The 14,478-nt window shown below is 46.6% G+C and carries 11 protein-coding genes; 10 read left to right on the forward strand and 1 reads right to left on the reverse strand.

Annotated features, from left to right (window positions below; genetic code table 11):
- Positions 1-11 precede the first annotated feature (11 nt).
- Positions 12-2,393: an ATP-dependent DNA helicase PcrA gene (locus CVV44_01585; GenBank protein ID PKL41354.1), complete on the reverse strand. Its 2,382-nt coding sequence runs from the start codon at positions 2,391-2,393 to the stop codon at positions 12-14.
- 268 nt (positions 2,394-2,661) lie between these two features.
- Between CVV44_01585 and CVV44_01590 the strand changes: the two genes are divergently transcribed.
- The 10 genes from CVV44_01590 (at position 2,662) to CVV44_01635 (ending at position 14,404) form a co-directional block, all read left to right on the forward strand.
- Entirely contained in the window at positions 2,662-3,099 is a 438-nt protein-coding gene (locus tag CVV44_01590) for a ribosome maturation factor RimP (GenBank protein ID PKL41355.1), read from the forward strand.
- Positions 3,100-3,113: 14 nt separating this feature from the next.
- Positions 3,114-4,520 (forward strand): transcription termination/antitermination protein NusA, encoded by a 1,407-nt coding sequence (locus tag CVV44_01595; protein PKL41356.1) that lies wholly within the window; start codon positions 3,114-3,116, stop codon positions 4,518-4,520.
- Positions 4,521-4,559: 39 nt separating this feature from the next.
- On the forward strand, positions 4,560-7,283 hold the full coding sequence (locus tag CVV44_01600; GenBank protein ID PKL41357.1) for a translation initiation factor IF-2: 2,724 nt from the start codon (positions 4,560-4,562) through the stop codon (positions 7,281-7,283).
- A gap of 31 nt (positions 7,284-7,314) precedes the next feature.
- Entirely contained in the window at positions 7,315-7,698 is a 384-nt protein-coding gene (locus CVV44_01605; protein ID PKL41358.1) for a ribosome-binding factor A, read from the forward strand.
- Complete coding sequence (gene truB, locus CVV44_01610) at positions 7,677-8,660, forward strand: tRNA pseudouridine(55) synthase TruB (GenBank protein PKL41359.1); 984 nt, start codon at positions 7,677-7,679, stop codon at positions 8,658-8,660. Before CVV44_01605 ends, truB begins: the two co-directional genes overlap by 22 nt.
- A 136-nt stretch (positions 8,661-8,796) precedes the next feature.
- Complete coding sequence (locus tag CVV44_01615) at positions 8,797-9,054, forward strand: 30S ribosomal protein S15 (GenBank protein PKL41360.1); 258 nt, start codon at positions 8,797-8,799, stop codon at positions 9,052-9,054.
- Between the two features lie 201 nt (positions 9,055-9,255).
- Positions 9,256-11,334 carry a polyribonucleotide nucleotidyltransferase gene (locus CVV44_01620; GenBank protein ID PKL41361.1) on the forward strand — a complete coding sequence of 693 codons (2,079 nt, stop codon included), beginning with the start codon at positions 9,256-9,258 and terminating at the stop codon, positions 11,332-11,334.
- A 9-nt stretch (positions 11,335-11,343) separates the two neighbouring features.
- Positions 11,344-12,606 (forward strand): peptidase M16, encoded by a 1,263-nt coding sequence (locus CVV44_01625; GenBank protein ID PKL41362.1) that lies wholly within the window; start codon positions 11,344-11,346, stop codon positions 12,604-12,606.
- Positions 12,607-12,824: 218 nt separating this feature from the next.
- Complete coding sequence (locus CVV44_01630) at positions 12,825-13,232, forward strand: cell division protein (GenBank protein ID PKL41363.1); 408 nt, start codon at positions 12,825-12,827, stop codon at positions 13,230-13,232.
- A 152-nt stretch (positions 13,233-13,384) separates the two neighbouring features.
- A complete protein-coding gene (locus CVV44_01635; protein PKL41364.1) occupies positions 13,385-14,404 on the forward strand; it encodes a hypothetical protein in 1,020 nt (339 codons plus the stop codon).
- Positions 14,405-14,478 lie beyond the last annotated feature (74 nt).

Below are 14,478 nucleotides of genomic sequence, written 5' to 3' on the forward strand. Positions count from 1 at the left end.
GGCATATAGTTTCAGTCTATTTTTTCCAGGGGCGTATATTTTTCCAGGAATGTTTTCCTGCCGCTGGTGAAGTTAATGGTGAGCTTGATATTGTCACCGGTCCCTTCGATATTCAGTATTATTCCCGATCCGTAGCGTGGATGCATTACGCGTTCTCTGAGCCTGAATCGCGATATATCCTTAGAGGCTTCTTCGTCGAGCTCATTATCTGCCCTTACGGGGACAGGCTTATCCGTCTGTATGACATCATTGTTTACGGCGCCGCGCAGGGATCTGCTGCTGATCGTTCCGTAACTGCCTGTCCCGCCTGCCGGAGACGCACTGCCATAGGAAGACCTGCGGGCTGACGATGAACCGTAATCATTTCCATGCCCATTGCCGTTGTAGTAGGTGCTTTTTTTCAGTGATTCCGGTATCTCGCCTATGAAGCGTGAAGGCTCCCGGTATTCCACGCCAAGGAAAGATCTCCGAATCTCGGCATTGGTTATGAAGATTCTCTCTTTCGCCCTGGTAATTCCCACGTAGCACAGCCGACGTTCCTCTTCGATTCCCTCTTCGGAGTCAATTGAGAACTTGTGGGGGAAAGTATTTTCCTCCATACCGGTAAGGAAGACAACGGGGAATTCCAGGCCCTTGGCATTATGCACTGTCATGAGGGTGATGGTGTTGTCCCTCTCCTCGACGGGAATTTCTTCATCGGAGGTGTCTTCTGAAGTGAGGAGGGAAATATCCTGAAGAAAATCCTGGAGAAGGGCTTCGGGATTGGCATTCTCATAATCAAATACGCTGTTTATGAATTCATCCAGGTTTTCCAGGCGGGCAGTGCTTTCCGATGTTTTCTCCTCCTGGAGGTCGCGCCGGTATCCCGAGAGTTCGATGATATCGTTTGCCAGGGTGGAAAGTTTTACACGCGCCGGGACATCGGCATTTATTTCCATGGTGTTTTTCATAAGGGTCCTGAAGAGATCGAGACCCTTGGGAACCTTGCCGGTGAGCAGCTCATCGCGGATGACCTCCCACGGCGTTTTATCAGCCTGGCGGGCTGTCTCCATGATCCGGTCGATCGTGGCCTTTCCAACTCCACGTGACGGTGTATTTATGATTCGTAAAAGTGAAACAGTATCTTTGGGATTGACCACGAAGCGGAGATAGGCCACGATGTCCTTGATCTCCTTCCTGTCGTAAAATTTCAACCCGCCGATGACCCTGTAGGGGATATTCTGTCTCCTCAGCTGCTCTTCAAACAAGCGGGACTGTGCATTAGTCCGGTAAAATATTGAGAAATCTTTGTTCCGGTATTTTTCTCGGTGCTTCAATGAGATGAGTGTATTGACAACATATTCGGCCTCGCCGTATTCATTGTTGGTCTGGCAGTGCACAACGGGTTCGCCGTCGCCGCACTGTGCTTCCAGGTCTTTCTCCTTGCGGTATAGATTGTTGCGGATGACCGATGATGCGGCATTGAGGATGGGTTCCGTGGACCGGTAGTTCTCCCGCAGGGTTATGACACGGGCGTTCTGATAGTCCTTCTCAAAGTCCAGAATGTTCCGGATGTCGGCACCACGCCAGGAATATATGGACTGGTCATCATCGCCCACCACGCATATGTTTTTCGTGGCCGAGGCAAGATACCGGGCGATGAGGTACTGTGCGTAATTGGTGTCCTGGTACTCATCTATCATAAAGTAGCGCCATTGTCTCTGCAGCGTCTGAAGAGTCTCCGGCGAGGATCGAAGCAGTTCCACGGTTTTGATAAGGAGATCGTTAAAATCCAGGGCATTCTGGGATGCCATTATTTCATGATATTTATTATAGACCTCCTGAAAATTGAAGGCAAAGTGATCCGGCATGGCCGCATCGGCGGCCGCACCCTCGAGGAGTGAAGCCTTATCTTTCACTTCCGATATGCGCGAAACGATCATGGAGGGTTTGATTTTCTTCGGGTCCAGCTTCATTTCCATGAGGATTTCCTTTACCACCGATGTCTGATCGGACTGGTCAAAGATTGAGAAATTCCGTGGAATGGCAATATGATCGCCGAAACGGCGGAGGATGTATACCGAGGCTGAATGAAAAGTCTTGATGAAAACACTGTTCCCCTCGGGGCCGATAAGATTTATAATGCGCGTCTTCATCTCCTCGGCAGCTTTATTGGTGAAAGTGACGGCGAAAATAGCATAGGGCGGTATGCCGTTGGCCCTTATCAGGTGGGCTATACGGTGTGTTATTACACGTGTTTTACCGGAACCCGCCCCGGCCAGGATAAGAAGGGGGCCCTCGGTATGAATCACGGCATTTTTCTGATTATCGTTAAGGCTGCTTAAAAGGTCCATGTAACTGTTTACCACATGATAGGGATGAATAACCGAATACCAGCTTTTCGGTGTTTCCATAATTGACAAGTGTTTTACATTTTTTACTTTTCTTTTTGTATAAAAAGGACTATATTTTAAATGGTTATGTGTGTAATGTTTTAACTATTATAACACCCACTATGTATGTGTCATTGTGATATATGTAAAAAACACTTGCAATTATTTACTACATATTAGAGAGTGACTTTGAGAGTGGGTAACCACTCTCTTTTTTTACTTTCATGATTCCCGTTTAGCATTTTAATCTTTATATAAGGAAGAAAATACTTACATTTTAATTAGCTGTATGATAAAAGACGATATTGCCCGATTGATTCATGAAGCGGCCCAGGACCTGGGCATGATGATTTATGAATTTTCCATATACCTAAAGGGAGAGAACACCAAGCTGACCATACGCATTGACAAACTCGATGGTGTATCACATAAAGATTGTGAAATGTACAGCAGCCTCCTTTCCGACAAGCTCGATGCAGCACAAATTATAGCGAATTATTCACTGGAAGTATCATCGCCCGGCTTAAATAGAAAAATCAGAGATTATGAGGAATTCACACGATTCATAAATGCCCCGGTGAAGCTCGTCGTCGACAGGGAAGACATGAGAGAGGCGATAAAAGGAATTTTAAAAGCGGTTGACAGGGACGGTGTTACTATTTCCACTGAAAAAGAAGAGATGATTATCTCTTTTAAAAATATATCGCAAGCAAATCTTGATTATTGAATGGATAATGGGAAATGAGCAATAACTTTTTTGAAGCACTTCATCAGATTGCCACGGATAAGGGTATACCCAGGGAAGAGATCGAGGACATCGTTGAATCGGCGATGCTTTCGGCTTACAAGAAGCAGTATGGAACCATTGAAAATGTAAAAGTCGTTTTTGACAGGGATAACAATACTGTTCTGGTACGATCAAAAAAAATGGTGGTCAACAGGCCAACCAATCCTGCTGAAGAGATTGCCTATAAGGAAGCAGTTGAGATCAAGGCCGATGTGAGTCTTGGAGACGATATCGATGTGGAGGAAAATCCTCTAGAGTCCTTTGGACGCATCGCTGCCCAGACCGCGAAGCAGGTGATTATTCAGAAGATCAAGGAATCGGAAAAGAACATCGTATACAATGAGTTCAAGGAAAAAGAAGGCGAGCTGATCAACGGCTATCTTCAGAGAAAGACCCGCGACGCCATGTATGTCGAACTGGGACGGACAGAAGGTGTTCTGCCCTCGCGCGAGCAGTCTCCACTGGAGCATTATAAAACAGGAGATCGGGTGAAAGCCCTTATCCTCAAGGTGCAGAAAGTATCGAAGGGCCCAGGCATTGTTTTATCAAGGGCTCATCCGAAATTCATTGAAAAGCTTTTTGAAATGGAGATTCCTGAAATATATGATAATGTAGTTAAAATCATCAAAGTTGTGCGGGAACCGGGACTCAGGACAAAGGTGGCGGTGGCCAGTGAACGTGATGACGTCGATTCCGTGGGCGCCTGTGTCGGTATGCGGGGAATCAGGATCCAATCCATCGTTCGTGAGCTGGAAGGCGAAAAGATCGATGTCGTTGAATGGTATGATGATAAGAAAATAATGGCGGCGAACGCTCTTATTCCCGCCAAGGCCAGGGAAATTGTAGAGACGGCCAGCGGTGGAGTAATTGCCGTGGTCGATTCCGATCATTACTCTTTTGCCGTGGGAAAGGGCGGGCATAATGTCCGTCTCGCATCGAAACTCTGCGGGTTTGATATCGACATTAAGACCGATGACCAGTTCAGGGAATTTCTCACTTCATCAGAATCGCGCGCCATGGTGGAACAGCTCTTCTCCAAAACCAATGAAGACGAGACATCTCTTGAAGAGCTGCCCGGTATCGATACGCGGACCAGGACCCTCCTGGAATCGGGCGGTGTTTTCTCAATTGAGGATCTTGTTGAAAAATCTTTTGAAGAGCTGATAAAAATCGATGGTATCGGAGAGAAAACAGCGCAGAAGATTCTTGATATAATCGCCGAAACGGTTGATTTCGAAGAAGACGAAGAGGACGAAGAAGACGAAGAAGAAAACGGCGATGGAGACATCGAGGATAATGAAAATAAAACTGAAGAAGAGGTAGCTGGGGAAACAGACGAAACAGAAAAGTCGGAAGAATAATTTCGAAACAAATAAAAAAAAAGGAATATAATAATTTTCATGAAGGCTATTGATATCGCGACACGAAACCATATCTCTGAAGAAGATGTTTTTGAAGTATGCAAGGAGCTTGGCATAAAGCGTGATCAAGAGAGTGAGATCTCTGATCAGGATGTTTTTCTTATAGAGAAAAAAATTGAGGTTATTAAAACCAAAAAAGCACAGCGTGTTGAAAGCATCAAGAAGGGAAAGAAGATAAAGCTGAAGCGTAAAGTGCATGTTTCCAAGGAAATAAAAGAAAAACAGGCTGGAGATGTTCAGCACCGGCAGGACATGGATGAAAAGCATTCAATATCCGATGAAGATAAAGAAATAATTGTAGCAGAAGAAACCGGAGCTGCAGCGACCGGGGAAGCGAAAAGAGATATAGCTGACAAGCCGGATGGGGCCGCTGTTCATCCTGAAAGGGAAAAACGGAGCGAAGGCACGGCTTACAGGGGAGATACATCCAGACCGAGACGTGAAGGAGAAGGCCCCCGCAGGGAAGGAAGCACATCAGGCCAGAGACCTGCAGGAGCGGGACCCCGCAGGGAAGGGAGCACACCAGGCCAGAGACCTGCAGGAACAGGCCCCCGCGGTACTGGAGGAAGTCCCGGCCAGAGACCTGGAGGCTATGGTCAGCGCAGGGAAGGAAGCGGCCCCGGTCAGAGACCTGCAGGAACCGGACCCCGTCCGGGAGGAGGCCCCGGTCAGAGAACTGGAGGTTATGGTTCCCGTCCGGGAGGAGGCCCCGGTCAGAGACCCGGAGGCTCAGGACCCCGTCCAGGAGGAGGTCCCGGTCAGAGAACTGAAGCACCGAGGGAGACTCCCGTTGAAGGGCTCGATGATGAGAAGAGAAGAAGAAAGCCCAAGGACAAGGATAAGGAAAAAGAAAAGGACTCCAAGAAGAAATATAAAAAAGAAAAATTTGAAGAGAAGTCCATTGAAATAAGGAAAAAGACTTCATCCTATCAGAAAAAAGAAATTTCCGCACCGACGGTAATAAACATAACGGAAAACGTTTCTGTCGGCGAATTGGCGAAAAAAATGAACATCAAGGTTAATGAGGTTATCGCCAAACTCATGAAAATGGGAGAGATGGTCACCATTAACCAGATCATTGATGCCGAAACTGCTACAATTCTGGCATCAGAGTATGGAACGGAAGTAAAGGTTGTATCCCTTTATGATGAGACGATCATCAAGCACGAAGAGGAGGACAGACCTGAAGATTATGAGAACCGGCCCCCCGTTGTCACTGTAATGGGGCATGTTGACCATGGTAAGACAAAGCTTCTCGATGCTATCCGCAAAACAAAGGTTGCCGAACAGGAGCACGGCGGCATAACACAGCATATAGGCGCCTATGTTGTCACTGTGGGTGATAAAAAAATTACCTTCCTGGATACACCGGGACACGCCGCTTTTACAACTATGAGGGCGCGTGGGGCACAGATTACCGATATTGTCATTCTTGTCATTGCAGCCAATGACGGTGTAATGCCCCAGACCATTGAGGCTATAGATCACGCCCGTGCAGCGGGAGTTCCCATCATTGTAGCCATTAATAAGATTGATCTTGAGGAAGCCAATATTAAGAAGGTAAAAAACGAGCTTACAGCTTATGAGCTCATACCCGAAGAATGGGGAGGCACAACCCTTTTCGCCGAGATCAGTGCTAAGAAGGGGATCAATATAGACGGTCTCCTGGAATTGGTACTGATACAATCGGAAATGCTCGAGCTCAAGGGGAATAAAAAGGTTCTGGCCAAGGGAGTTGTTATTGAATCTAAACTGGATTCCGGCCGGGGACCTGTTGCAACGATGTTGGTTCAGAGGGGCGTGCTTCATGCCGGAGATCCCTTTATCGTGGGACACTATTCGGGAAAAGTCCGTGCAATGTTCGACGACCAGGGGAAAGAGATAAAAGAGGCAGGGCCTTCTACTCCCGTCGAGATACTGGGTATTTCCGGTATTCCCAGCGCGGGAGATCCTTTTGAATGTGTGGAAACAGAAAAGCTTGCCAAGCAGGTTTCCCAGAAGCGTCTTGAATACAAACGTATCGAATCAGCCAAGAAGGTGAGAAAGGTTACGCTGGAATCTCTCAACGAAATGATTAAGGACGGGGAGGTTCAGGAGCTGTGTATCATAGTCAAGGCCGACGTTGACGGTTCTGCCCAGGCTCTCAACGAGGCGCTGGTTAAGCTTTCCACCAGTGAGGTTCGAGTCAAGGTCATTCACGCCGGGGCCGGCAGTATCAACGATTCAGACGTTATGCTGGCATCGGCTTCCAACGCGGTTATCATCGGTTACCATGTCCGTCCTACGGGTAAAGTGGCTGATCTTGCCGAGAGAGAAAATGTCTCCATCAAATTTTACAATATCATATTTGAGGCGACGGATGCGATCAGGGCAGCCATGGAAGGAATGCTCTCGCCTGAAATCAAAGAGGAAATACTCGGCGTCGGTGAAGTGCGTCAGGTATTTAAAATATCCAAGGTGGGAACCATCGCCGGGGCCTTTATGACATCGGGGAAAATTACAAGAAAATCCAAAATGCGTCTGATCAGGGATGGCGTTGTAGTACATGAGGGTGGACTCAAATCACTGAAGCGATTCAAGGACGACGCATCAGAAGTTGTGGTTGGACAGGAATTCGGCTTTGCCCTCGAAAATTTTAATGATCTGAAGGAAAAGGACACCTTTGAGGCATTCCAGCTTATTGAAGTGGCAAAAGTTCTCTAGAATATCTCAGCTGGATGTGTAATGATAAAATATGGCGTATAGAAAAGACAAACTGGAAGAGATGATCAGAAGGCTCATTTCGGAGCTGATCATCAGGGAATTAAAAGATCCACGCATTGGTTTTACAACAATAACCAAGGTGGAGTTAAACAAGGATTATTCTGATGCGAAGGTCGGTGTTTCCGTTCTGGGTACACCGAGAGAAATACGCAAAACGCTGGAGGGACTGCGGTCTGCCAGTGGTTTTATCCAGCATTATATCGGGAAGAACATGCGTCTCAGGCATGTGCCGAAAATAAACTTTACACTGGATTCATCCATTGCCGAAGGAGTGAGGATGGTTGGTCTCATTGACAACCTGGAGTATTCAGCCGAAGACGGCGATGACGAAGAATTGCCGGAATCGGAAGAATAGAGGAACCGTATAAGACTGGTATTGTGAGTATCTCCAGATTACAGAACGCTGTTCTTTTAATTAATAAGCCCGAGGGATTGACATCATTTGAAACCGTTGCCAGGGTTAGGAAATTAATACAGATAAAGAAGATCGGACACTCGGGGACTCTGGATAAATTCGCCTCGGGACTTCTGGTTATCTGTACTGGCTGGGCAACAAAGCTGACAAGGTTTTTTCTTGAGAGTAATAAGGAATATATAGCCGTTGTGCAGCTGGGTATCACCACCGACACCGGTGACGGGGAAGGCGAGATTATTGAAAAAAAGTCCTTTGAGGGAATCACCGCTGAGGATTTTTCAGCCGCGGCAGGTCATTTCAAGGGAGAGCAGATGCAGCTTCCGCCCCGGTATTCGGCTCTGAAGGTAAAGGGAAGCCGGGCCTCTGACCTGGCAAGAAACGGTGAACTGGTTGAACTCGAGCGGCGCAGAATTTTTATATATGCCATTGAAGGCCTTGAAAGCGATCCCGGATCGGGCAGGTTTACCATAAAAGTCCGTTGCTCAAAGGGAACCTATATACGTTCGTTAGCCCGCGATATCGGTGAAAAACTGGGAACCGGGGCATATCTCGCGGAATTGGTAAGAACACAATCGGGCAATTTTTCCCTGGAACAGGCAGTTACTCTGGAAGAACTTGAGCAATACCTGGCCGGGATGGAAACAGAAAAAAACTTCACATTGGAACCCGCCGAGGCACTTCGCGATTTTAACAGGATTACCGTACAATCCGAGGCGGTACCAAGAATTTTTAATGGAGCCTGGTTTCAGATCGAGGAAACAACGGATATAGAGTATCGCGATGAGGAGAAAAAAAGGTTCCTTATTATGGATACGGAAAAAAATTTAATTGCAATCGCCGATGTAGATATTGATAAATGGCACATTACGTATCTGAATGTGTTTAATAATCAGCTATTTTAATATATAGACGTTACAATAGAGCAATTTATTAAGCTCTTTAAGTCCTTCGCCAAAGAACTGACGTTGATATATATGAAAATATTATTTATAATTGTACATTTGAAATTTCAACATTGAGGAGGATAAATAATTCACTATGTCAGGAAAAAGTGAAGTAATCGAAAAGTACAGGACTCATGAAAGTGATACAGGTTCTCCTGAGGTTCAGGTCGCATTGCTGACCGAACGTATCAATCACCTGACTGAGCATTTTAAGATTCATAAGAAAGACCACCATTCACGCAGAGGTTTGCTGAAGCTGGTTGGTCAGAGAAGAAGACTGCTCGGGTATCTTAAGAAAAAAGATCTCGAGAGATACAGAAGCGTAATCCAATCCCTGGGTCTCAGAAGATAGGGAATGGTAATTTATTAAAAAGACCTCCACGGATGCCTCTTACCCTTTTTTGCGGTGAGGAGATCAGTGTCAGAATATAGGAGCCAGAAGTCGGTATAAATTGTTTTTATGTCGATTTCTGACTTCTGAATTCTGGCACCGTACAAGAATCTCATTACATCTGTGGAAGTCTTTTATCTTATTTAAAGAGAGGTACTTGTAATGAGTATAGATTACAACATCGAGGTTGGAAAAGGACGTCTTAATTTTAATACCGGCTACCTGGCCAAGCAGGCGCATGGAGCTGTTGTCGTTTCCTATGGAGAAACGATCGTCTTTGCTACGGCCGTTATTGACAAAAATGTCCGTGAAGGACAGGATTTTTTCCCTTTAACAGTGGATTATCGGGAGAAATCTTATGCCGCTGGAAAAATTCCCGGTGGTTTTATTAAAAGGGAATCACGTCCCTCGGATCGTGAAACTCTGGTTTGCAGGCTCACCGACAGGCCACTGCGGCCTCTGTTTCCCCCGGATTTCATCAATGAAGTCCAGATTATAATTTATGTTCTTTCCCATGACAAGCAGAATCAGCCCGATGTGCTTGCCATCAACGCCGCATCGGCAGCTCTCAGTGTTTCCGGCATTCCCTTCAGGGGACCCGTAGGCGCTGTGAGAGTGGGAAGAATAGGCGGAGAGCTGGTTGTTAATCCCACTTTTACTGAAATGAAGGAAAGTGATATTGACCTGGTCGTGGCCGGTACAAAAAAGGCCGTAACCATGATTGAGGGTTCATCAAAGAATATTTCCGAGGCGGAGATGCTTGCTGCCGTGGAGTTTGCCCACGAGAACATCAAGAAGATTTGTGCGGCTCAGGATGAATTTGCGTCCCAGGTTAATAAACCGGCCATCAATTATACCTCTTTCACCGCCGATGCCGGTCTGAAGAGTAAAGCCGTTGAAGTTTATTTTAAAGAAGTGGAAGGACTGATTCAGTATAAAGATAAAAAGGAAAGAGAGGATGCCTTTGATGCTATCGTAGAAAAGGCCAAATCCGAACTTGAAGAGCAGTTCCCCGAAACCATTGGACAGATCCGGGGAATTATCGACGACATGGACGGCGAAATAATCCGCAAACGGATACTCGACGAGGGAGTCAGGGCCGACGGAAGGGGCCTGAAGGATATCCGTCCCATTGATATAATGGCGGGGATACTTCCCAGGGCACACGGTTCTGCCGTGTTTACCCGGGGACAGACCCAGAGTCTTGGCATTACCACGCTGGGAACCATTGCTGATGCACAGCGTTTGGATAGCCTCGAAGGCGAAAGCCATAAACGTTTCATGCTCCACTACCATTTTCCCCCCTTCTGCGTGGGAGAAACAGGAAGGACCGGCGGTGTCGGACGGCGCGAGATCGGTCACGGTATGCTTGCCGAACGTGCTCTGGAATATGCCATTCCTGAATCGGATGTATTTCCCTATACCATTCGACAGGTATCGGAGGTGCTGGAATCAAACGGTTCGTCATCTATGGCAACAGTATGTTCCGGTTCGCTCGCCATGTACAATGCGGGTGTGCCTCTGAAAGCGGCTGTGGCTGGTATAGCCATGGGACTTATCCTGGAAAACGACCGATTCGCCATTCTCAGTGATATACTGGGACTGGAGGATCATCTCGGCGATATGGACTTCAAGGTGGCCGGGACCAGCGAAGGTATAACTGCTTTTCAGCTGGATATCAAGGTGGAAGGTATTACCACGGAGATCATGCGCGTCGCCCTGGAACAGGCAAGAGAGGGAAGGCTTCATATCCTCGGGAAAATGAACACTGTGGTTCCCGCCCCGGAGGAAAATCTTTCACCATATGCACCAAGGCTGAAGACCATCAAGATTGATCCGGAAAAGATCGGCACGGTTATCGGTCCCGGCGGAAAGGTGATAAAGAAGATCATCGAGGAATGCGGTGTCGGCATGAATGTCGAAGATGATGGAACCGTATCAATCAGCTCCGACGACCTGGCAGCGATTGACAAAGCCGAAAAGATCATTCTCAGCCTTGTTGAGGAAGTCAAGGTGGGAGCCATCTATGACGGGACCGTCAAAAAAATCATGGAATTCGGTGCTTTTGTTGAAATACTGCCCGGTAAGGAAGGACTTGTGCACATATCCAATCTCGACCATACCAGGGTCAGGGCCGTGACCGATGTTGTTTCCGTAGGAGACAAGTTCAAGGTCAAGGTTATAAAAGTGGATAAACAGGGACGCATCGACCTGAGCAGAAAAGAAGCGATGGATCTGTAAAGGTTTCTGATGGTTACCAAATATGTACAGGAAAACGGGCTCCGGGTCATCCTTGAGCCCGTTGATAATGTTGCGTCCATTTCTGCCGGTTTGTGGCTTACCAGGGGTTCCCGTGATGAAATGGAAGAACAGTATGGATATGCTCATTTTGTCGAGCATATGCTTTTCAAGGGGACTGAAAAATATACAGCCCAGGAACTGGCGCGCATTGTCGACCGTGTAGGCGGCCAACATAATGCGGCAACTAACAGGGAATATACCTGCTATTACATCAACGTGATTTTTGAACACCTGGAGATGGCCGTTGAAATTCTGGCCGACATGTATTTTGGTTCCCTCCTGGACCCGGTCGAGCTTGAAAAAGAAAAAAATGTCATCATCGAAGAAATAAAAATGTATGAGGACACTCCCGATGAGTTCATACACGATCTCTTCATGGAGAATATGCTTATTGGTCACCCCCTGAGTCATTCAATACTCGGAACCGTGGAAAGCATCGGTGCCACCACGAGTGAAAAACTCCGGAAATTTTATAATCATCATTACCGGAACGAAAACGCCGTTTTTGTCATCGCCGGTAATTTTGAAACGGATCATGCCAGAAAGCTTATAGATACCTATTTTAAGAAAGGCGCCGCAAAGGGCGACGTATCCAAGTTGTCGGCCCCGTCTTCACCGGAACGGCTTTATCTGAAGCATTGTGAACGGGACCTGGAACAGGTTCATTTCTGCATGGGAGCTGAAGGTCTGAAAAGGGCCGATGATGACCGCTGGGGTCTTTATATACTCAGCACGATTCTCGGAGGCAGTATGTCTTCGCGTCTTTTTCAGAAAATTCGTGAAGATGAAGGCCTCAGCTACTCGGTGTATACATTTCATTCCTCTTTCAGTGATACGGGAATTTTTGGTATTTATTGCGCTACTGCCCCGGAGAATTACCGCCGTGCCGTTGAGCTCACCATGGAGGAATGCCGGAAAATCCTTAAAAACGGGGTATCCTCAGAAGAACTGCAGGATGCGAAGACTTTCATGAAGGGGAACCTGGCCCTGAGCTTTGAGAGCATGGAAGTGCGCATGGGACAGTTGGCGAAGAATGAAATGACCTTTGAAAGGCAATTTGGCTTCGAGGAAATCATCAGGCTTATAGATAGAGTAACCATGGATGACTTCAATAGAACTGCAAGCCGTCTGTTTACCGATATAACGTTCTCTCTGGTGTCTCTAGGCCGAAAACCAAAATGGAAGTACAAGGACCTTGATCTGCACATATGATCATTTCCCCCGAAACGGAAAATTTGTTATTGATTTTTTTTTACCCCTGAACATACATTGATGTCAAGAAAGGTTCATCCCACGAGGATTTTCCCCCGCACATGGCAGGCCGCTCTCGGGGACCTCGCAGTTTTACAAAGTCTGGCAGGGATGCATATTCGTAACATCGGGCAGTATAATCAGGATAGAGAACAAAATGCATGTAAAGGAGTTTATCCATGGCATCAAAGAGTGAATTTATGAACAGTACAATTGGTGCTGGATCGAGTTTTGAAGGAAAATTCTATATCAGCGGTTCTCTGCGTATCGATGGTAAATTTGAAGGTGAAATAAAGACCGATGACGAACTGGTTGTGGGAGTAACCGGTAAAGTCAAAACGGATATCATAGCCAAATCAGTCGTTATTGCCGGAACCGTTATCGGCAACATCAGGGCTGAAGAGGAAGTGAAGCTTCTGGAGACCGGCAAGGTCCTGGGTGATATTATGGCGCCGTCCATTTCCATCCAGAAAGGCGTTGTCGCCCATGGAAGCATAATTATTACAGGCGGACATAAAAAGGATCCTAAAAAGGTAATTGAAGATGCCTATGCGGGGTCTAGTTCATCTTCTAAAAGTGATAACTGACGGGACAGATTTCCTCCTTACTGTTAAATAAATAGAGTAAAACGCCGATAATATTATCACAATGGTCATATCCTGACAGTTCAGCCCCACTGAAACGGGAGTTCATGCGAATTATTCAGGGATATACACGGAGAAATACGCGCTGAGAAACCATGAAAATTATTCCACAGAGAACATATAGGTTTGGTCGGTTAACTATATCGGTTTCCACCAACGAGACCGTTGTAATCTATACTGGGGGAAAATCCATCCATGTCCGCACATTCCGTCGGGGCATTTCACATCGATTAAAAATAGCGCTGGGCGCTTCAACTGCCTTTCTCATACTGCTGGTTTCATTGCTGATCATGCTCCCGTCAAAAGACACGAGTGATGTTGAAAATGATGACAGGATGAAAAACGATCTCCTTCAGTCATCGCAAACAGATTTTACACAACCCGACGAAACTGAAAAAATCATCATAAGGAAACACTGTGTAAAACCCGGTGAAACCCTCAGCGAAATTGCAGCAGCCTACGGTGTTTCCATTGATACAATTTGTGGAAGCAGCAATCTCCGATCCTATGACCTGATACATGTGGGGCAGGTGCTCACGGTACCGAACAAGGACGGGATACTCTATACCATGAATAAGGGAGGGAACATCGTCGCCATTGCGAAAAAATACGGTGTTTCCCTGGAAAAAATACTATCACAGAATGATGTAAAAAATCCCGATTTTGTGGCCAATGGAACCACCCTTTTTATCCCCGATGCAAAGCCTCAGAATATCATCAGGGGATTTCTATGGCCCACGAGAAGCCGGGTCATCACGTGCGGGTATGGATGGCGCCGAAATCCCTTTAATGGGAATTATCGTGAATTTCATTCCGGGACGGATATACGTTCCAATTATGAATGGGTGAGATCGGCCCGGTACGGCAAGGTTACCTATACGGGATGGCTGGGAGGTTATGGAAAAACCGTGGTGGTTTCCCATCCCGGCGGATGGAAAACTCTCTATGCCCACCTCTCGCGTATCATCGTCAGACCCGGGCAGTATATCAAGCAGGGACAGCAACTGGGTAAGAGCGGTAATACGGGACGATCTACGGGCGCACACCTGCATTTTGAAATAACCAAATATGGTCGTCACAAAAATCCCTATCCCTATCTTATGAAGAGCCGCTGAGCTCCATATCCCCCTTTTAAAAAAGTATTGACTCATTTTTCAGACTGGGAAATATACCCCTAATATATTAAAAA

It is taken from the genome of Spirochaetae bacterium HGW-Spirochaetae-1, from assembly GCA_002839375.1.
GTDB lineage: Bacteria > Spirochaetota > UBA4802 > UBA4802 > UBA5550 > PGXY01.